Here is a 19211-nt window from a genome sequence, read left to right on the forward strand (position 1 = left end):
CCATGACCACGACCGAACCGCTGCCCACTCCCGAAGCCGCAGCCGCTCCTCGGCGGGGCTTCCCCGATCCGTACGACATCCCCACGCCGGAGGGCGCCGAGGGCTGGCGGGACATGTACCCGTACTTCAACCAGTTCCTCGAGGCCCGCCGCGCCAAGGACTCGCAGCGCACCTGGTTCCGCAACGGCATGCACTTCCCCGAGCCGATGCCGCCGTTCGACATCGTCACGTCCGACAGCGCCTTCATGTCCACCGGCGTGATGAACAGCCGGGTCTTCGCGCTGCCGCCGGCGCTCGGCCTCGACGTCCGCGTGCTCAACGGCTACGTCTACATGAGCGCGAACGGCGTCGAGGACCCCGAGGAGGTCGGCCGCCGGGCGCAGGAGTTCGCCGTCCGGGTGGGGCACTACTACCGGAACTGGCCGCAGCTCTACTCCGCCTGGGAGGACAAGGTCCGCGCGCACATCGCCGCGCTCCAGGCGATCGAGATCCCCGAGCTCGGCGAGTTCGAGCCGGTCGAGCGCGTGCTCGCCGGCCGCGGCGTCACCTCGGCCAACGACCTGCTGGTCGCCTACCAGGCGGTCCTCGCCTCGATCGACGCCGCGTGGAACCTGCACAGCGAGCTGCTCAACATGGGTTACGCCGCGTACCTGAACTTCCTCACGATCTGCCGGTCGCACTTCCCCGAGATCAGCGACCAGTCCGTGGCCAAGATGGTCAGCGGCGTCGACGTCCTGCTGTTCCGCCCGGACGACGAGCTCAAGAAGCTCGCCGCGCTCGGCATCGAGCTCGGGCTGGCCGGCGAGCTCACCTCCGGGGACGGCGCCGCGGCGATCCGTGCCCGGCTCGAGGGCTCCGACCCCGGACGCCGGTGGCTGGCCGCCTACGCCGAGTCGGCCGAACCGTGGTTCCACTTCTCCTACGGCAACGGCTTCTACCACCACCACCGCAGCTGGTCCGACGACCCGACGTTCCCGATGACGATGATCGCGGAGTACGTCGGCCGGCTGCAGGCGGGCGAGGACCTCTCCCGGCCGGTCGAGGCGGTCGCCCGCGAGCGCGACGAGGTGGTCGGGCGCTACCGCGGCCTGATCGAGGACGACGCCGACCGGCAGGCCTTCGACGAGGCGCTGGGCCTGTCCCGCGTGGTCTTCCCGTACGTGGAGAACCACAACTTCTACATCGAGCACTGGTACATGACGGTGTTCTGGAACAAGATGCGCGAGCTGGGGGCGCTGTTCGTCCGGTTCGGCTTCTTCGACCGGGTCGACGACCTGTTCTTCCTTCGCCGCGCCGAGATCGTCGACGCGATCGCCGACCTCCAGATGGCCTGGTGCGGCGGCGGGGAGCCGCTCGGCCCCGACCACTGGCCGGGCGTCGTCGCCGAGCGCCGCCGCATCCACCGCGCGCTGTCGCGGTGGACCGCCCCGCCGGCCCTCGGCCCGGCGCCGGGCGAGATCGTCGAGCCGATGACGATCATGCTCTGGGGCATCACCAGCGAGCAGGTGGAGAAGTGGCTCGCCGCCCAGGAGGGCGGCGACGGCGCGCGCACGCTGTCCGGCTTCGCCGGCTCGCCGGGGGTCGCCGAGGGCCCGGCCCGCGTCGTGCTCAGCCCCGACGAGCTCGACACCCTGGAGGACGGCGAGATCCTGGTCGCGCCGATCACCAGCCCGAGCTGGACCCCGGTCTTCGCCCGCATCAGGGGCGCGGTCAGCGACATCGGCGGGATCATGTGCCACGCCGCGATCGTGTCCCGCGAGTACGGGCTGCCCGCCGTCGTCGGCACGGGCACCGCCACGGCCGCCATCCGCACCGGTCAGCGCATCCGCGTCGACGGCGACACCGGCACCGTCACCATCCTCGACTGACCGCCCGCACCACCCGCCGCCCCGGTCGCCGTCGGCCAGGGGCGGCGGGGCCCCTCCCCCAGGAGCTCCTCCCGTGACATCCCGCTTCACCCGACCACTGGCCGGGCTCCGGCTGACCGACCGGCCGGCCGTCGGCGGCAAGTGCGCCAGCCTCGGCGAGCTGCTCGCCGCCGGCATCGCCGTCCCCGACGGGTTCGCCGTCACCGTCGACGCCTTCGAGCTCTTCCGCGACACCGGCGGGCTGCGCGACCGGCTCAAGGCGGTCGTCCTCGCCGCCGACGCCGCCAGCCCGTCGTCCCTGGAGGCCGCGCAGCGCGAGGCGATCGGCCTGATCGACCGGGCGGAGCTGCCCGCAGACGTGGTCCGGGAGATCCGCGAGGGCTACGCCTCGCTGTGCGCCCGGGCCGGGCGGGACGACCTGCCGGTCGCCGTCCGGTCCTCGGCGGTGGCCGAGGACGGCGACGCGGCGAGCTTCGCCGGGCAGCAGGAGACCTACCTGTGGGTGGTCGGCGCGGACGACGTCGTCGAGCACGTCCGCGCCTGCTGGGCCAGCCTCTACACCCCGCAGGCGATCGCCTACCGCAGCGGGCTCGACGACGACGAGGCCCGCCGCGCGACGCAGATCTCGGTCGGGGTGCAGACCATGGTCGACGCCGCGGTCGCCGGGGTGGCGTTCACCGTCAGCCCGCGCACCGGCGACCGGTCGGTGGTCGCGGTCAACGCCAGCTGGGGCCTCGGCCACGCCGTCGTCTCCGGCGAGGTGACCCCCGACGAGTTCTTCGTGAGCAAGGCCGACTGGTCGGTCACCAGCCGGCGGGTGGCGCACAAGGCGCACCGGTGCCTGCCCGACCCGTCCGGCTCCGGCACGGTCACCGTCGAGGTCCCGCCCGAGCTGCGGGACCGGCCGTGCCTCGACGACGCCACCCTGCGGGAGCTGGCGGAGCTGGCCGTCCGGGTGGAGCGGCACTACGGCTGCCCGCAGGACATCGAGTGGGCGCTGGACCGGCACTCCTCGTCGCTCGTGCTGCTGCAGAGCCGCCCCGAGACGACCTGGAGGACCCGCAAGGCCGAGGCGAGGGCCAAGCAGCCGGCGACCGGCTACCTCGGCATGCTGCACACCCTGGGGAGCCGGCCGTGACGACCGCGGAGAGCGCGCCGGGCTGGGACGACGTCCTCGAGCTGGTGCGCCGGCTGGAGGACAGCGGCTACGCCGACGTCGAGCTGGAGATGCCGGGCGTGTCGCTGCGGGTCTCCCGCTCGGTGCTCCCGCCGCGGACCGGCGCACCGGCGGCGGCGCCCGCCCCCGTGCCCACCGCCGCGGCCGCACCGGCACCCGCCGCACCGCCCCCGGCACCGCCGCCGCCGGCGGAGGAGCACCTCGTCGAGATCCCCGCGCCGGTGCTCGGCGTCTTCTACCGCCGCCCGTCCCCGGACGCGCCCCCGTTCGTCGACGTCGGCGGCGAGGTCGAGCCGCACACGACGGTCGCCATCGTCGAGGTGATGAAGCTGATGAACCAGGTGCCCGCGGGCGTGCGCGGCCGGGTCGTGCGCGTCTGCGCCGAGGAGGGCCAGCTGGTCGAGCACGGGCAGCCGCTGTTCCTGGTCGACCCCCGGACGGCGCCGTGACCACCGTGCTCGTGGCCAACCGCGGCGAGATCGCCGTCCGGGTCGTCGCGGCCTGCCGCCGGCTCGGCCTCTCCCCCGTCGTCGCCGTCAGCGCCGCCGACCGGGACTCGCTGGGCGCCCGCCTCGCCGACCGCGCGGTCTGCATCGGGCCGTCGGCGCCCGCCGGGTCCTACCTGCGCGCCGACCTGCTCGTCCAGGCCGCGCTCGGCGTCGGCGCCGAGGTCCTGCACCCGGGCTACGGCTTCGCCAGCGAGCAGCCGGCGCTGGCCGAGGCCTGCGAGGCGAACGGCGTCGCGTTCGCCGGCCCGCGCGCCGAGACGCTGCGCGCGGTCGGCGACAAGACCTCGGCGCGGGCGGTGGCCGAGAAGGCGGGCGTCCCGGTGGCCCCGGGCGCGGAGGTGCCGGACGAGGCCGCCGCGCTCGCCGCCGCCCGTGAGATCGGCTTCCCCCTGCTGGTCAAGGCGGTGCACGGCGGCGGCGGTCGGGGGATCCACCCGGCACGGGACGACGACGAGCTGCGTCGCGTGCTGCCCCAGGCCGCGGCCGAGGCCCGGGCCGGCTTCGGCGACGACGCGCTCTACGTCGAGCGGTTCTACCCGCGGGCCCGCCACGTCGAGGTGCAGGTGTTCGGCGACGGGGTCGGCGGCTGCGTCGTCCTGGGCGAGCGGGACTGCTCGGTGCAGCGCCGGCACCAGAAGCTGCTCGAGGAGTGCCCGGCCCCCGGGCTGCCGGCCGCCACCCGGGAGCGGCTGCGCACCAGCGCCGCCGACCTGGTGCGCGAGCTGCACTACCGCGGCGCCGGCACCGTGGAGTTCCTCGTCGACACGGAGTCCGACGCCGTCGTGTTCCTCGAGGTGAACGCCCGCATCCAGGTCGAGCACCCGGTCACCGAGGAGGCGTACGGCGTCGACCTGGTGGCCGCCCAGCTGCGGCTGGCCCTCGGCGAGCCGCACGGCCTGCCGGCCGACCTCCCGGAGCCCACCTCCCACGTGCTCGAGTGCCGGCTCAACGCCGAGGACCCGCACGCCGGCTTCCGGCCCAGCCCCGGGCGGGTGACCGCGGTCCGCTTCCCCCGCGGCCCGGGCATCCGGGTGGACACCCACGTGACCGACGGCTACCTGTTCCCGCCGTTCTACGACAGCCTGCTGGCCAAGCTCGTCGTCCGCGCCCACAGCCGGGAGGCGGCGATCGACGCGATGCTGGCCGCGCTCGCCGCGACCGGGATCGACGGCGTCGAGACCACCCGGGCCGTGCACGAGGCGGTGCTCGCGCACCCCGACTTCCGCGCCGGCGGCGTGCCCACGCGGTGGCTGGAGACGATCTGGCCGCCGGAGGTGGCGGCGTGACCGCCCCCCGGAAGCCCGTGCGGCTGGTCGACACCAGCACCCGTGACGGCAACCAGAGCCTGTGGGGTGCCACCGGCCTGACCACCGGCATGGTGGAGGCGCTCGGCCCGGCGCTGGAGCGGGCCGGCTTCGCGGCGCTCGACTTCACGTCCTCCACGCACCTGTCGGTGGGCGTGCGCTGGCACCGCGAGGACCCGTGGGAGCGGATCCGCCGGATGCGTGCCGTCGTCCCGACCACGCCGCTGTCGCTGATCACCACCGGCATGCGGTTCATGTCGTGGGACCGCTCGCCGGAGTCGCTCATGCGGCTGTCGCTGGCCGCGCTGGCGCGGCACGGCATGCGGCGGCTGCAGATCGCGGAGCCGATGAACGACGCCGAGGCCGCCCTCGCCGTCGCCCGGATGGCCAAGGAGGAGGGGCTCGAGCAGGTCGTGGCCGCGGTCACGTTCACCGAGTCGCCGGTGCACACCGACGACCTCTACCGGTCGGCGGCCAAGACGCTGGCCGCCGACCCGGCCGTGGACGCCGTCTACCTCAAGGACCCGGGCGGGCTGCTCACGCTGGAGCGCACCGCCACCCTGGTCCCCGAGCTGCGGGCCGCCGTCGGTGAGCTGCCGCTGGAGCTGCACAGCCACTGCACCACCGGCGTCGCCCCGCAGGTCTACGTGCTCGCCGCGCAGCTGGGCGTCGACGTCCTGCACACCGCGATCGGGGTGCTGGCCAACGGCACCAGCCAGCCGTCGGTCACCCGGCTGGCCGCCAACCTGGCCACCGTCGGCATCGACGTGGACGTCGACCTGGACCCGGTGGCCGAGGCGGAGTCGTTGATCGACCGGATCTGCTCCGAGCAGGGCCTGCCCCCCGGGCGGCCGTCCGAGTACGACCTGAGCTACCACGCGCACCAGGTGCCCGGCGGCATGATGGGCACCCTGCGCCGGCAGCTCGACGAGCTGCGCATCCCGGAGGCGCTGCCGGCCGTCCTCGAGGAGGTCGGCCGGGTCCGCGCCGAGCTCGGCTATCCGATCATGGTCACGCCGTACAGCCAGTTCGTCGGCAGCCAGGCGGTGCTCAACGTCGTCGCGGGGCGCTCCGGCCAGGACCGGTGGTCGCGGCTGCCCGACGAGGTCATCCGCTACGTGCTCGGCCACTTCGGCACGCCGCCCGGGGAGATCGACTCGGAGGTGCGGCAGCGGGTCGCCGACGCGCCGCGCACGCGCGAGCTGGACCGGCCGCTCGCCGAGCCGTCCGCCGACGACCTGCGCAGCCGGGTCACGAGGTCGCTCGGCCGCCCGGCCGACGACGACGAGGTGGTGCTGCGCACGGTGCTGCCCGCCGAGCAGCTCGACGCCGTGGTCAGCCCCGCGCCGCGCTGGCCGGCGCCGCGAGTGACCACGGCGGCCGACTTCGCCACCGCCGTCGCCGAGCTGCCGCGCTGGCGGTCGATCGACGTGACCCTCGGCGACTCGACCGTCTCGCTGCGCCGGCCCGGGGAGGGAGCGCCGTGACCGACACGACCGCCGTCGACACCCGCCTGGCCGAGCGGCTGGCCGCCGTGCGCGGGGTGCTGTTCGACGTGGACGGCTGCCTCGTGCTCTCCGACAGCCCCGGCGGGCACGGCGGCGAGCCGCTGCCGGGGGCCGCGGAGGCCCTGGCGCAGGTGCGCGCGGCCGGGCGCTCGCTCGTCGTCTTCACCAACGCCTCCAGCCAGGTGCCGGCCCAGCTGGCCGCCTCGCTGCGCGGGCTGGGCCTCGCCGTCGCCGACGAGGAGGTGCTCACCCCGTCGGTGGTGGCCGCCGAGGTGGTGCGCGAGCGCTTCGGGTCGCAGCCGGTGCTGGCCTTCGGCGGGCCGGGGCTGCTCGACGTCCTGACCGCCGGCGGGGTCACCCTGGTCGCCCCCGACCGCCCGGCCGACGCGGTGGCCGTGGTCGTGGGCTGGGACACCAACTTCACGCGCGACCGGCTGCAGGCCGCCGCCGACGCGCTGTGGAGCGGTGCCGACCTCCTGGTGTGCAGCGACGCCCGCCGCTTCGCCTCGCGCACGCGGCCGATGGCCGGCGTCGGCGGCTTCATCGCCCAGGGGCTGTCCTACGTCACGCAGCGCGGCTACGAGGTGCTCGGCAAGCCGTCGCCGATCGCCATGGCGGTCGCCGCCCGGCGGCTGGGTGTGCCGGCCGAGGAGGTGCTGGTGGCCGGCGACGACCTCACCCTGGAGGCCCGCATGGCCCGTGCCGCCGGGGCGGTGGCGGTGCTGGTCACGACCGGCATGCACGGCCCGGCGGACGTCGCGGGTGCCCCGCCGGAGGACCGGCCCGACCTCGTGGTCGACGGGCTGCCGCAGCTCATGCGGCTGTGGCGCGCCGCCGACGAGGCGCGGGCGTGACCGTCGAACCGGGGACGGTGCTGTGGACCCCGCCCCGCGACGCGCGGGCGCGGTCCCGCCTCGGCGCCTTCCTCGACCGGGTCGAGCGGCGCACCGGCCGCAACCTGCCCGGCTACGAGGCGGCCTGGCGCTGGTCGGTCGAGGACCTGGAGGGGTTCTGGGCCGAGGTCTGGGACTGGGCCGGCGTCGTCGCGCACACCCCGTACCGGCGGGTCCTCGGACGGCGGGACATGCCGGGAGCGGAGTGGTTCCCCGGCGCGACCCTGAACTACGCCGAGCACGCGCTGCGCCGACCGGAGGGCGAGGTCCGGATCCGGGCGCGCAGCCAGACGCGCGGGCCCTGGGACCTGACCGGCGCCGAGCTCACCGACCTGGTCGGCCGCGCCCAGCAGGGGCTGCTCCGGCTCGGGATCGGGCGCGGCGACCGCGTGGTCGGCTACCTGCCGAACATCCCCGAGGCCGTCGCCGTCCACCTCGCCGCCGCCGGCCTGGGCGCGATCTGGTGCAGCGTCCCGGCGGAGATGGGGCCGCGCAGCGTGCTCGACCGCGTCGGCCAGCTCGACCCGGCGGTGCTGGTCTGCGTCGACGGCTACCGGTGGGGGGCGAAGACCGTCTCCCGCGTGGACGAGGTGCGGCACGTGCGGGCGGCGCTGCCCGGTGTCCGGGTGGTCGGTGTCCCGTACCTCGGCGAGGGCGACCTCGACGCCGACCTGTCCTGGTCGGAGTTCACCGCGACCGCGGCCGCCCCGGTGTTCGAGCCGGTGCCGTTCGACCACCCGCTGGTCGTGCTGTTCTCCAGCGGGACCACCGGGCTGCCGAAGGCGATCGTGCACGGCCACGGCGGGCTGCTGCTGGAGCACGCCAAGGCGCTCGGCCTGCAGATGGACGTCGGCCCGGGCGACACCGGCTTCTGGTACACGACCACCGGCTGGATGGTGTGGAACCTCCTGGTCAGCGGGCTCACCGTGGGCGCGGCGGTCGTCCTCCACGACGGCGACCCCGGCTGGCCGGACCTGTCGACCCAGTGGGCGGTGGCCGCAGAGACGCGGGCGACGCTGTTCGGCACCAGCGCCGGCTACCTCTCCGCCTGCGCCCGCGCCGGGCTCCGGCCGGGTGAGCGCCACGACCTCTCGGCGCTGCGCGAGGTGACCTCCTCGGGGTCGGCGCTCTCGGCTGCCGCGGCGGCATGGGTCTACGACTCCGTCGCCGACGACCTGCTGCTCGCCTCGACCTCCGGCGGCACCGACGTGTGCAGCGGCTTCGTCGGCGGCAGCCCGCTCACCCCGGTGTACGCCGGGGAGATGACCTGCCGCCCGCTCGGCGTCGCCACCGAGGCGTTCGACCCGGAGGGCCGGCCGGTGCGCGGCGTGCCCGGCGAGCTGGTGGTCACCGAGCCCATGCCCTCGATGCCGGTCGGGTTCTGGGGCGACCCCGACGGCGAGCGCTACCGGTCGGCGTACTTCGACGTCTACCCGGGCGTCTGGCGGCACGGCGACTGGCTGGTGCGCACCGAGCGGGACACCTGGGTGATCACCGGGCGCTCGGACGCGACGCTCAACCGCGGCGGCGTCCGCCTGGGCACCGCCGAGTTCTACGGCGTCCTCGACGGCCTGCCCGAGGTGTCGGACAGCCTCGTGGTCCACCTGGAGGACGAGGCGACGGCGCACGGCCGGCTGGTCGTCCTCGTCGTCCCCGCCGCGGACGCCGACGAGGAACGGCTGGCGGAGCTCGTCCGGACGACGCTGCGCCGCGAGCTCTCGCCGCGGCACGTGCCCGACGACGTGGTCGCGGTGCCCGTGCTGCCGCGCAACGGCAACGGCAAGCGGCTGGAGGTTCCGCTCAAACGGGTGCTGCAGGGCGTGCCCGTGGCGGACGCGGTCGACGCCGGCAGCCTGGACCGCCCGGAGGCGTTCACCGCGGCCGTCGCCGCGGTCAGGGAGAGGGTGCTCGGCGGACTGCGCGCGTGACCGGGGACCGTCGTGGTGCTGGGGCGCGACGGTCGGCCGCGGTGACGTCGACCCCGGCTCCGGCCGGCCCGTCGCAGCCGTTCGCCTCCGCGGTGCCGGCGATCCCGCCGCCGGCCGGCACCGGTGCGCGCGCCGTCACCCGCGGAGCACCGCGGACCGGGGCAGCCGCAACCCGGTGCCGTCCCAGGTCAGGCCGCGCAGGTCGCGGACGACGACGCCGGCCTCGCTGCCCAGCGCCCGCTCCCCCACCCCGACCACCGCGGCGCCCGCCGCGCGACCCGCGGCGATACCGGCGCCGCTGTCCTCCAGGACGGCGCAGTCCTCCGGCGGCAGCCCCAGCGCCGAGGCCGCGATCAGGTAGCCGGCGGGGTCGGGCTTGCCGCGGCGCACGTCCTCGGCCGTGACCAGCACCGGCGGCAGCGGCAGCCCCGCGGCGGCCAGCCGGGCGGTCAGCAGCTCCCGGCTCCCCGAGGTGACGACGGCCCACGGCTCGTCCTCGCCGAGCTCGGCCAGCAGCTCGGCCGCGCCCGGGCAGGCGGTCACCGAGGAGGCGTCCTCGAGCTCGAAGCGGTCGATGTCGGCCAGCGCCCGCGGGCGGTCGGCGTGGTCGACCAGCAGCGCGACGGTGTCGGCCGACCGCCGCCCGTGGACCACCGGCAGCACCGCGGCCGGGTCGAGGTCCCAGCGGTGCGCCCACCGCGACCAGGAGACCTCGACGCTGGCATCGGAGTCGACGAGGACGCCGTCGGCGTCGAACAGCAGGCCGCGGCACGGGATCTCGATCATCGCCGACCAGCATCGGGCACCGGGTGCCTTACCGGGCAGCCGCTCCCATTGGCCGGAACGACACGCCGTGCAGTGTCCGCAAACTTGCAGTCGACGCAACTTTGCGCCAGGATGGTTGCCGTGACCACCGGCCTGCGCGAGCGCAAGAAGCTCGCCACCCGCCTCGCGCTGCACGAGGCGGCCCTGCGGCTGGTCGCCGAGCGCGGTCTCGAGCACGTCTCCGTCGACGACATCGCCGAGCGCGCCGACGTCTCCCCGCGCACCTTCTTCAACTACTTCTCGTCCAAGGACGACGCCGTCCTCGGGCTGGACCCCGAGGCCTCGCGGCGGCAGGTCGACGCCTTCCGCGACCGCCCGGCCGGGGAGACGCCGGTGCAGGCGATCCGGGCGGTGCAGCGCGCGCAGGTCGCGGAGATGGCCGCCGAGTCCGAGCTGTGGCCGCTGCGCCTGAAGGTCATCGACGCCTCCCCCGGCCTGGTCGGCCGGCTGGCCGCCGCGTTCGGCGAGTCCGAGCGCGCGCTGGCCGAGGCGATCGCCGAGCGCACCGGCACCCGGGTCGGCGTCGACGTCCACCCCACCCTGCTGGCCGGGGTCGCCGCCGCGGTCATGCGCACCTCGCTGCACCGCTGGTTCACCACCGACTTCACCGCCTCGCTGCCCGACCTCGTCGACGAGGCCTGGGACGCGGTCGCCGCCGGCCTGCCGACGCCGACCGCCTGATCCCCCGCTCCACCCGCACCACCCGGTGCCGCGCGCCCGCGGCACCGGCCAGCTCTACTGAGGAGAACCCTCGTGCAGGCCCCGCTGACCGACAGTCCGCCGCCGATCGTCCTGACCCGGCGCCGGATCAACCTCATCTTCTCGGCGCTGCTCGCCGGCATGCTCATGGCCGCCCTCGACCAGACCATCGTCGCCACGGCTATGCCGACCATCGTCGGCGACCTCGGCGGCGTCTCCCACATGGCCTGGATGACCACCGCCTACCTGCTGGCCACCACGCTGGTCATGCCGGTCTACGGCAAGTTCGGCGACCTCTGGGGCCGGCGCACGCTGTTCCTGGTCGCGATCGGCCTGTTCACGGTCGCCAGCCTCGGCGCGGCGCTGTCGCCCAACTTCACCTGGCTGGTCATCTGGCGCGGCGTCCAGGGACTGGGCGGCGGCGGCCTGATGATCCTGTCGCAGGCGATCATCGCCGACGTCGTCCCCGCCCGGGAGCGCGCGAAGTACATGGGCCCGATCGGCGCCCTGTTCGGCCTCTCCGCCGTCGCCGGGCCGCTGGTCGGCGGCTTCTTCACCGACTCGGCGCTGTTCGGCTGGCAGTGGTGCTTCTGGGTGAACGTGCCGGTCGGCCTGGCCGCGTTCCTCATCGGCTGGTTCGCCCTCACCCTGCCCCGCAAGCGGAGCACGACGCCGCTGGACTACGCCGGCATCGTCGCCCTGTCGGCCACGACGACGTCGTTGATCATGTTCACCGACTTCGGCGGCAGCGACGGCTGGAGCGCCCCGGTGACGCTGTGGTGGATCGCCGCGTTCGTCGTCTCGGCGGTGGCGTTCGTGCTGGTCGAGCGCCGGGCGGTCGAGCCGATCATCCCGCTGTCGCTGTTCGGCAACCGCACCTTCGTGGTGGCCACGGCGCTGGGCATGGCCGTCGGCCTGGGCATGTTCTCGGCGATCGCCTTCATGCCGACGTTCCTGCAGATGAGCTCGGGCCTGTCGGCCGCCAACTCGGGGCTGCTCATGCTGCCCATGACCGCCGGCATCATCCTGACCATCCAGAGCTCGGCGGCGTTCATCCAGCGGACCGGCCGCTACAAGGTCTTCACGATCGCCGGCGCCGCGGTCATCGCGGCCACGATGGTCTGGATGACCACGCTGTCGGGGGCGACCTCGCTGTGGACCATCGGCCTGATGTTCTTCGCGCTCGGCGCCGGCCTCGGCCTGATCATGCAGAACGTCGTCCTGGCCGCGCAGAACGCCGTCCCGGCCGAGCAGATCGGCACCGCCACCTCGACGAACAACTACTTCCGCGAGGTCGGCGCCACCCTGGGCATCGCGCTGTTCGGCACGCTGTTCACCAGCCGGCTGGCCGACAACCTGGTGGGCGCGCTGACCGAGAACGGCGCGCAGGCGGCGCAGGCCGGCATCACCTCGGCCGAGACCCTCACGCCGGCGGCGGTCGACGCGGCCGGCGAGCCGCTGAAGACGGCGATCGTCGACGCGTACGCGAACTCGCTGGCCCCGGTGTTCTGGTACCTCGTGCCGATCCTGCTGGTCGCGGTGGCGCTGGCGTTCCTGCTCAAGGAGATCCCGCTCGCCGAGATCGCCGGCATGGTCGCCCGCGGCGAGGCGGTCGAGTCCGAGGACGAGCTGGCGGCGCTCACCGCCCCGGCCGACGTGGTCGACGAGCCGGTCGTGGTCGAGCGGTCCGACGACCGCGACGACGACCCGCGCGACGCGCCCGTCCCCGCGTAGCCCACCGGTCCGACGGCCGGGGCCCGGGACCACCACGGTCCCCGGCCCCGGCCGTTCACGCTCCGGGGGACAGCGCGATGCCGACCACGGTGACGTCGTCGGCGTCGGGCGGGTCCAGCACCGACACCACGTGGTCGACCAGCTCCTGCGGCGGCGCGGCCGCCGCGGCGCGGGCCGCGGAGCGCAGCGCGGCCATCCCCGCCTCCAGGCCGGCGCCGCGCCGCTCGACCAGTCCGTCGCTGCACAGCAGCAGCCGGTCGTCGGGGGTGAGCCGCACCCGCACCTCGCGGTGGCCGGTCGCCTCGACCAGCCCCAGCGCGGGGCCGCGCTCGTCGTCGAGCCACGCGGCCCCCTCCGGACCGACGCGCAGCACCGGCACGTGCCCGGCGGTGGCCAGCACGGCCTCGCCGGTGGCCGGGTCGAGCTCGGCCACGACGGCGGTGGCCAGCTCCTCGGGCAGCAGCTGGGCGACGAGCGCGTTCAGCGCGTCCAGCGCGGCCGCCGGGCCCTCGTCTCGGACCAGGGAGGCGCGCAGCGCGTGCCGAAGCTGGGCGGTGATCGCCGCGGCCGGCAGGCCGTGCCCGGCCGCGTCGCCGAGCACCACAGACACCCGCCCGCTGGGGAGAGGGACGACGTCGTACCAGTCCCCGCCGACGACGTCGCGGGCGCTGGGCAGGTAGCGGGCGGCGAGGGCCAGCCCGGGCACCTCCGGCGGCTGCGCCAGCAGCAGGGTGCGCTGCAGCGCCGCGGCCAGGCGGTCGTCCTCCTCGGCCCGGTCGAGCCGCGCGGCGCCCAGCTGGGCGGCGAGCTCCCGGGCGGCGGCGACCTCGTGCGGCCGCCACGGCTCGGCGGTGCCGCGGACGATCTCGCTCCACGCGGCGAACGACCGGCGCGGGGACAGCCGCGGGCCGCCGTCGTCGGGGACCACCTCCGAGGTGCGCGGGTCGCCGCCCCAGGTGACCGTGCGCAGCGTCTCGGGCCGGAACCAGGCGAGGAAGTCGCCCCGGCCGCCGCCGACCTCCACGGCGAGCACGCCGCTCGCGGTCGCCGCCAGGTCGGCCGACGCCGGCAGCACGCGCGGCACCCGGTCGGTGACCGCGGCGCCGGCGCCGAGGAGCTCCCGCACCAGCCCGGGGACCCGGTCCGGCGGCGGGGTCGACCCCAGCAGGTGCAGCCGCCCGTCGAGCCGCACCGCCGCGCCGGCCGCGGGCAGCAGGTCCAGCACCGTCGTCGTACCCCCGACGAGGGCGGCGGCCGGGCGGCGCGGGGCCCGGCCCAGCGCGGCCACCAGCCGGGCCTGCCGCTGCGCCACCTCGACCACGCGGTCGCGCTCGCCGCTCTCCGCGGTCGTGCGCAGCAGCAGCGAGGCTGTGCGGCCGAGGAACTCCGCCGCCGTCCGGTCGGCGTAGGACGGCCGGTGCGGCCCGCGGTAGCCGTGGCAGGCGATCAGCCCCCACAACCGGCCGCGGTCGACCAGCGACACCGACATGGAGGCGACCACGCCCATGTTGGCGAGGTACTCGAGGTGCACCGGGGAGACGCTGCGCAGCACGGACCGCGACAGGTCCAGCGGGCCGCCGGTGAGCGGGTTGACCGCCGGCCGCAGCGGCACCGGCGCGTAGCGCGCGTCGGGGATGAGCCGCAGCCAGTTGCGGGTGTACAGCTCGCGGGCCTGGGCGGGGATGTCGCCGGCCGGGTAGTGCAGCCCGAGGAAGGGCTCGAGGTCGTCGCGGCGGCTCTCGGCGACGACCTCGCCGTTCCACTCGGCGTCGAAGCGGTACACCATCACCCGGTCGAAGCCGGTCAGCGCCCGCACGTCGCGGGCCAGGGCGGCGGTGAGCTCGTCGAGCGACCCGCTCTCCGACAGCCGCGCCAGGACGGCGGGCAGCCGCGCGTGCCACTCCGCCGGCGCCCGCTCGGCGCCGGCCAGCGGCTCCCACTCCGCGAGGAGCAGGCCGTCGCGCCGGTGCACGACCAGGTCCGCCTCGCCGCCGGCGACCGTCTGCCGCAGCGGTTCGAGCGCGTCCCCGGCCAGGTCCGCGCGCAGGGCGGCGAGATCGGCGGGGGCGAGCAGCTCGGCCAGCGGCCGGCCGAGCACCTCGGCGCCGAACAGGTCGCCCGCGTTGGCCGAGGCGCTGACCACGGTGAGGTCGGGCTCGGTCAGGGCCAGCAGCACCCCGTGGGGCTGGATCGCGCCCGGCACGGCGATCGGCTCGGCGGCGCAGTGCCGCAGCGCCTCCTCCGTTCCCCGGTCGGACGTCGGGACGCTCATGCCCCGCGACCCTACGGGCGGCTGTCGCGGCCGACGAGGTCGGTGGAGGGCAGCACCGGGACGACGCTGTCGATCGACAGCAGGTCGAACACCAGGCGCACGGGGCGGTTGGTCGGCGGGCACACCACCTGCAGCGCCGCGCCGCTGCGGCCGGCCGCCCGCGCGGCACGGGCGATCTGGCGGGCTCCGCTGGAGTCGATGAACGTCGTCGCCGTGAGGTCGAGGGCCAGCAGCGCGGGCCGCTCCGCGAGGGCGCGCTCGACCTCGTCGGCCAGGCGCGGCGCGGTGAGCACGTCCAGCTCACCGGTCACCTGCAGCACGGGCACCTCGCGTACCGACGTGTGCCGCACGTCGAAGGACACCCGCGCCCCCTCTCGTGGTGAACTGGACGGGTTCCCCGAGGGTAGAGGTACATGATCGTCCGGAGGTGGCCGGCCGTGCGCGTCCAGCTCTCCGTCCACCTCCCGGTGGACCTGCACAGCGTGCCGTTCACCCGTGCGCTGTGCCGCCAGGCGCTGGAGCACCTGCGGGTCGAGGAGCCGGTCGTCGAGCAGCTCGCCCTGGCCCTCAGCGAGGTGTGCGCCAACGCCGTCCGCCACGCGGGCCGGCAGGAGTACGAGGTGCGCGTCGACATCGACGACGCGCGCTGCCGGATCAGCGTGCTCGACGACGGTCCCGGCTTCGACCCCGACGCGGTGCCGCGCCCCACGGCCCCGGCCCTCGACGGCGGTCACGGCCTGGCGCTGGTGCGGGCCCTGGTCGACACCCTCGAGTTCGTCCGCGAGGACGACGGCCGGCACCGCGTGACCTTCGAGAAGGCGCTGCCCCCCGCCGGCGTGCGGCCCGGTCAGTGCAGGGCGGCGTCGGCCGGCCCGGTCACCCAGCGCCGGAAGCGGACCACCAGCCCCGAGCGCGTCGGCGCGCAGCAGTACGGGCCGGCGGCGACCGGGAGCCCCGCGGGGAAGGGCGCCACGCGCACCAGCCGGTAGGGGTCGTCCCCCGCCCGGGCGCGGACGGTGACGGCGTCGCCGGAGCGGCTCGCCCGCACGGTGACCGTCCGGCCCGCCCACTCCGGTACCGGGGCCACCGACCAGTCCGACCGGCCGAGGGTGACCACCGCGCCCACCTGCGGCACGCCGTCGGAGAACTCGACGCCGGCCTTGACCCACGTCTCCGCGCCGGCGCGCAGCACGAGGCCGGCCTGGTCGAACTGCCGGTCGTAGGAGAGGTCGAAGGTGACCTCGACGGCGCCCGGGTCGTCCAGCGGCGCGAGCAGCGCGTGGGCGTCGTCGTGCACGAACCCGTAGGCCGTGTGCCGCCAGGCGTCGCTGCCCTCGGCGGCCGTGACCAGCAGGTCGGGCCCCTCCTCGGTCGCCGCGACCGGCGGCGTCGTCCAGGTGCCCTCGGCCCAGGACCTCGTGCTCGTGCTCACTCGCACCCTCCGCGGGCGATCACGGGGTTCGGGACGGGACACGCCGCCCGCCCGCGGCGCGTCGCCTCCCGAGGTCCATGATCGTCGCAGGTCACCGGCACAGCACGTCCGGGGATCGCGGACCGCGGGGTCCGCGCGCATCGTCGCGGCATGAACGCTGTCCGTTCCCTCGTGGGGACCGTCGGCGTCGTCCTCGCCGTGGTCCTCCTGCTGCTCGGCCTGGTCCTCACCCCGGTCCTGCTCCCCCTGGCCCCGCTGGTGCTGCTCGTCATCGGCGGCTGGAGGTTCTGGCGCCTGAAGCGCAGGGCGGAGCGGGAGGTGGAGCGCGGCCGCCGCCGCCTGCGCCGGACCGGGGAGGAGGTGGCGAAGGGGACCCGCCGCGCCCTCCACGGGTAGGCGCGCGCCCGCGTCGGACGGTGCCGTCAGTCGTGGTCGGGTGGGACGAAGCCCTTCGGCCGCTCCACCGGGACCGGCACGGTGACCGTCCGCTCGAGCACGTGCCGGCCGGAGCCCACCTCGAACGGCGCGCTGCCGTCGGGCAGCGACACCTCGGCGGTGGTGTTCGGCGGCACGGTGAGCTCGAGGGCGAACGCCGAGCCGTCGACGGACCACGACACCGCCGCCGTCCCGTAGGGCGTCTCGTGCGTCGCGGCCGCGGAGGTGATCCCCGGGCCGGGCCGCGGGGCGATCCGCAGTTTCCGGTAGCCGGGCTCGGCGGCGGCCAGGCCGGCGACGGTCCGGTGCAGCCAGTCGGCGACCGCGCCGTAGGCGTAGTGGTTGAACGAGGTCATCTCGCCGGGGTTGATCGACCCGTCGGGGAGCATCGAGTCCCAGCGCTCCCACACCGTCGTCGCACCCATCGTCACCGGGTACAGCCACGACGGGTTCTCCCGCTGCAGCAGCAGCTGGTAGGCGGTGGCCACCTCGTCGGCGTCCACCAGGGCGTCGGTGACGAACGGCGTGCCGAGGAAGCCGGTGCCGATGTGGAACCCGTCGTCGGCCACCTGCTCGGCCAGCAGCCGCCCCGCGTGCTCGCGCTGCGCGGGCAGGAGCAGGTCGCACTCGAGCGCCAGGGCGTAGGCGGTCTGCGCCGGGTAGGCCACCCGGCCGGTCGGGGTGACGTACTCGGCGCGGAACCGCTCCGCGGCCCGCTCGGCCAGGGCGGCGTGCTCGCTGCCGTCGCGGCCCAGCACGGCGGCGGCCTCGGCCATGATCCGCGCCGACCGGGCGAGGTAGGCCGTGGCCACCAGCGGCCACGGGGTGCGGGCGGCCCCGGGCTGGTCCGGCGGCGCGGCCGGGTCCAGCCAGTCGCCGAGCATGAAGGGCACGCCGGCGAAGTCGAGGTCGCTCCCGGCGGCCGAGGCGAAGGCGTCGAGCCAGGCGGTCATCGACGCCCACTGGTCGGCGAGCAGCTGCGCGTCGCCGTGCCGCTGGTACAGCGTCCACGGGACGACGACGGCGGCGTCGCCCCAGCCGGCCTCGGCCTGCACGGGGAACGGGAGCAGCGGGATCCACGGCACGTACAGCGGGACGACGCCGTCCAGGTCCTCCAGCTGCTCGGCGGCGAGGTCGGCCAGCCAGGAGCGCAGCATGCCGGCGGTGTCGTAGAGGAACGCCGCCGTCGGCACGAAGGCCTCCAGGTCGCCGGTCCAGCCGAGCCGCTCGTCGCGCTGCGGGCAGTCGGTGGGGACGTCGACGAAGTTGCCGCGCATGCCCCATGCGACGTTCTCGTGCAGCTTGGTCACGTCCGGGTCGGAGCAGGTGAACGTGCCGGTCGGGCGCAGGTCGGTGTGGACGACGACGGCCTCCAGGTCGGCCGTGGTGAGCTCGCCCGGCCACCCCTCGACCTCGGCGTACCGGAAGCCGTGGAAGGTGAACCGCGGCTCCCAGGTGCGCGGCCCCTCGCCGTCGAGGACGACGACGTCGGTGGCCCGCGCCTTGCGCAGCGGGCGGGTGCCCAGCTCGCCGTCCTCGAGCACCTCCGCGTGCCGCACCGTGATCTCCGTGCCCGCCGGGGCGTCGGGCAGCGCGAACCGGATGCGGCCGACCAGGTTCTGCCCGAAGTCGACGAGCACCTTGCCCGCCGGCGACCGGAAGACCTCGACCGCGGGCAGCACCTGCGTGCGGCGCACGGGTGGGCCGGTGGGGGCGACCAGCGTGGCGACGTCGAGCGCGCCGGTCTCCACGGGGCTCCAGGCGGCGTCGTCGAAGCCGGCCGTCGACCAGCCGGGCAGCTCGCGGCGGGCGTCGAAGGTCTCCCCGCCGTAGAGGCCGGCGCGCGTGGTCGGGGCCGCGGTCGAGCGCCAGGAGCCGTCGGTGCCCACGATCGTCCGCGTGCCGTCGGGGTGCTCGACCTCGAGCTGGGCGAGCAGGCCGGTGCGCTCGCCCCAGTGGCCGCGGCTGCCGGTGAAGCCGATGTAGCCGCGGAACCAGCCGTCGGCCAGCTGGGCGCCGAGCGCGTTGGCGCCCTCGGTGACGAGCGCGGTGACGTCGTAGGTCTGGTAGCGCAGCCGGTGCCGGTAGCTGGTCCAGCCGGGCGCGAGCACGTGGTCGCCGACCGGCCGGCCGTTGAGCTCGGCCTCGTAGACGCCCTGCGCGGTGGCGTAGAGGCGGGCCCGCGCGACCGGCTTGTCGAGCGTGAACCCGCGGCGCAGCAGCAGCACCGGCTCGTCGGCGTCGTCCGGCAGCACGGGCCGGACGAGCTCCGCCGTCCAGTCGGCCGGCGCCAGCAGGCCCGCCTCGACGACGGCGTCCTGGCTCCACGCCGACGGCTCGGCCGCGCCCTCGCCCCACACCCGCACCCGCACGCTGCGCCGCTCGCGGCTGGTCAGCGGCGGGGCGTCCCAGGCGACGAGCACCGACTCGGCCGACTCGACCCGCCCCGACGACCGGTCGCCGATCTCGAGCTCGTAGGCGGCCTGCCGCCAGCCGGGCAGATCGGTCCGCACCACCCAGGACAGGCGCGGCGTCGCCTCGCCGATCCCCAGCGGCTCGCGGTGGTGCTCGACGGTGACCGGCGCGACGGTGACGTCGCTCATGCCCGGCCCCCCATCACCGACATG

15 protein-coding genes and 1 pseudogene are annotated in these 19211 nt (G+C 75.8%); 11 read left to right on the forward strand and 5 right to left on the reverse strand.

Annotated elements, in window-relative coordinates:
• The first annotated feature begins 2 nt into the window (after window positions 1-2).
• The 7 genes from ACI78S_RS08355 (at window position 3) to ACI78S_RS08385 (ending at window position 9187) form a co-directional block, all read left to right on the forward strand.
• On the forward strand, window positions 3-1868 hold the full coding sequence (locus ACI78S_RS08355) for a PEP-utilizing enzyme (RefSeq protein WP_456972095.1): 1866 nt from the start codon (window positions 3-5) through the stop codon (window positions 1866-1868).
• A 73-nt stretch (window positions 1869-1941) separates the two neighbouring features.
• Window positions 1942-3006: a PEP/pyruvate-binding domain-containing protein gene (locus tag ACI78S_RS08360; RefSeq protein ID WP_456972097.1), complete on the forward strand. Its 1065-nt coding sequence runs from the start codon at window positions 1942-1944 to the stop codon at window positions 3004-3006.
• Window positions 3003-3494, forward strand: coding sequence for an acetyl-CoA carboxylase biotin carboxyl carrier protein (gene accB / locus ACI78S_RS08365; protein ID WP_456972099.1), 492 nt, complete (start codon window positions 3003-3005; stop codon window positions 3492-3494). The genes ACI78S_RS08360 and accB overlap by 4 nt, the downstream gene beginning before the upstream one ends.
• Window positions 3491-4840 (forward strand): acetyl-CoA carboxylase biotin carboxylase subunit, encoded by a 1350-nt coding sequence (locus tag ACI78S_RS08370; protein ID WP_456972101.1) that lies wholly within the window; start codon window positions 3491-3493, stop codon window positions 4838-4840. Before accB ends, ACI78S_RS08370 begins: the two co-directional genes overlap by 4 nt.
• Window positions 4837-6345, forward strand: coding sequence for a biotin carboxyl carrier protein (locus tag ACI78S_RS08375; protein ID WP_456972103.1), 1509 nt, complete (start codon window positions 4837-4839; stop codon window positions 6343-6345). The genes ACI78S_RS08370 and ACI78S_RS08375 overlap by 4 nt, the downstream gene beginning before the upstream one ends.
• Entirely contained in the window at window positions 6342-7220 is an 879-nt protein-coding gene (locus ACI78S_RS08380; protein WP_456972105.1) for an HAD-IIA family hydrolase, read from the forward strand. The genes ACI78S_RS08375 and ACI78S_RS08380 overlap by 4 nt, the downstream gene beginning before the upstream one ends.
• The gene (locus ACI78S_RS08385) at window positions 7217-9187 is read left to right on the forward strand and encodes an acetoacetate--CoA ligase (RefSeq protein WP_456972107.1); all 1971 of its coding nucleotides are present in this window, start codon (window positions 7217-7219) and stop codon (window positions 9185-9187) included. The genes ACI78S_RS08380 and ACI78S_RS08385 overlap by 4 nt, the downstream gene beginning before the upstream one ends.
• A 135-nt stretch (window positions 9188-9322) precedes the next feature.
• On the opposite strand, the gene ACI78S_RS08390 is transcribed toward ACI78S_RS08385, so the two are convergent.
• Window positions 9323-9973 (reverse strand): HAD-IA family hydrolase, encoded by a 651-nt coding sequence (locus ACI78S_RS08390; protein WP_456972109.1) that lies wholly within the window; start codon window positions 9971-9973, stop codon window positions 9323-9325.
• A 120-nt stretch (window positions 9974-10093) separates the two neighbouring features.
• On the opposite strand from ACI78S_RS08390, the gene ACI78S_RS08395 reads away from it, so the two are divergent.
• Together ACI78S_RS08395 and ACI78S_RS08400 are read left to right on the forward strand one after the other, a co-directional pair.
• Window positions 10094-10693 (forward strand): TetR/AcrR family transcriptional regulator, encoded by a 600-nt coding sequence (locus ACI78S_RS08395; protein WP_456972111.1) that lies wholly within the window; start codon window positions 10094-10096, stop codon window positions 10691-10693.
• Between the two features lie 72 nt (window positions 10694-10765).
• Window positions 10766-12445 carry an MDR family MFS transporter gene (locus ACI78S_RS08400; RefSeq protein WP_456972113.1) on the forward strand — a complete coding sequence of 560 codons (1680 nt, stop codon included), beginning with the start codon at window positions 10766-10768 and terminating at the stop codon, window positions 12443-12445.
• 55 nt (window positions 12446-12500) lie between these two features.
• On the opposite strand, the gene ACI78S_RS08405 is transcribed toward ACI78S_RS08400, so the two are convergent.
• Window positions 12501-14717, reverse strand: coding sequence for a SpoIIE family protein phosphatase (locus ACI78S_RS08405; protein WP_456972115.1), 2217 nt, complete (start codon window positions 14715-14717; stop codon window positions 12501-12503).
• An 11-nt stretch (window positions 14718-14728) separates the two neighbouring features.
• Entirely contained in the window at window positions 14729-15079 is a 351-nt protein-coding gene (locus ACI78S_RS08410; protein WP_456972117.1) for an STAS domain-containing protein, read from the reverse strand.
• Window positions 15080-15130: 51 nt separating this feature from the next.
• Here ACI78S_RS08410 and ACI78S_RS08415 point away from each other — a divergent pair.
• Window positions 15131-15520 (forward strand): annotated as a pseudogene (locus tag ACI78S_RS08415) (ATP-binding protein); the annotation flags it as partial.
• A gap of 44 nt (window positions 15521-15564) precedes the next feature.
• On the opposite strand, the gene ACI78S_RS08420 reads toward ACI78S_RS08415, so the two are convergent.
• Entirely contained in the window at window positions 15565-16149 is a 585-nt protein-coding gene (locus ACI78S_RS08420; RefSeq protein WP_456972119.1) for a DUF1349 domain-containing protein, read from the reverse strand.
• Between the two features lie 150 nt (window positions 16150-16299).
• Between ACI78S_RS08420 and ACI78S_RS08425 the strand changes: the two genes are divergently transcribed.
• Window positions 16300-16545: a hypothetical protein gene (locus ACI78S_RS08425; RefSeq protein ID WP_456972121.1), complete on the forward strand. Its 246-nt coding sequence runs from the start codon at window positions 16300-16302 to the stop codon at window positions 16543-16545.
• Window positions 16546-16571: 26 nt separating this feature from the next.
• On the opposite strand, the gene ACI78S_RS08430 is transcribed toward ACI78S_RS08425, so the two are convergent.
• Window positions 16572-19187 (reverse strand): family 78 glycoside hydrolase catalytic domain, encoded by a 2616-nt coding sequence (locus tag ACI78S_RS08430; protein ID WP_456972123.1) that lies wholly within the window; start codon window positions 19185-19187, stop codon window positions 16572-16574.
• Between the last annotated feature and the right edge of the window lie 24 nt (window positions 19188-19211).

Source organism: Geodermatophilus sp. SYSU D00815 (assembly GCF_054050035.1).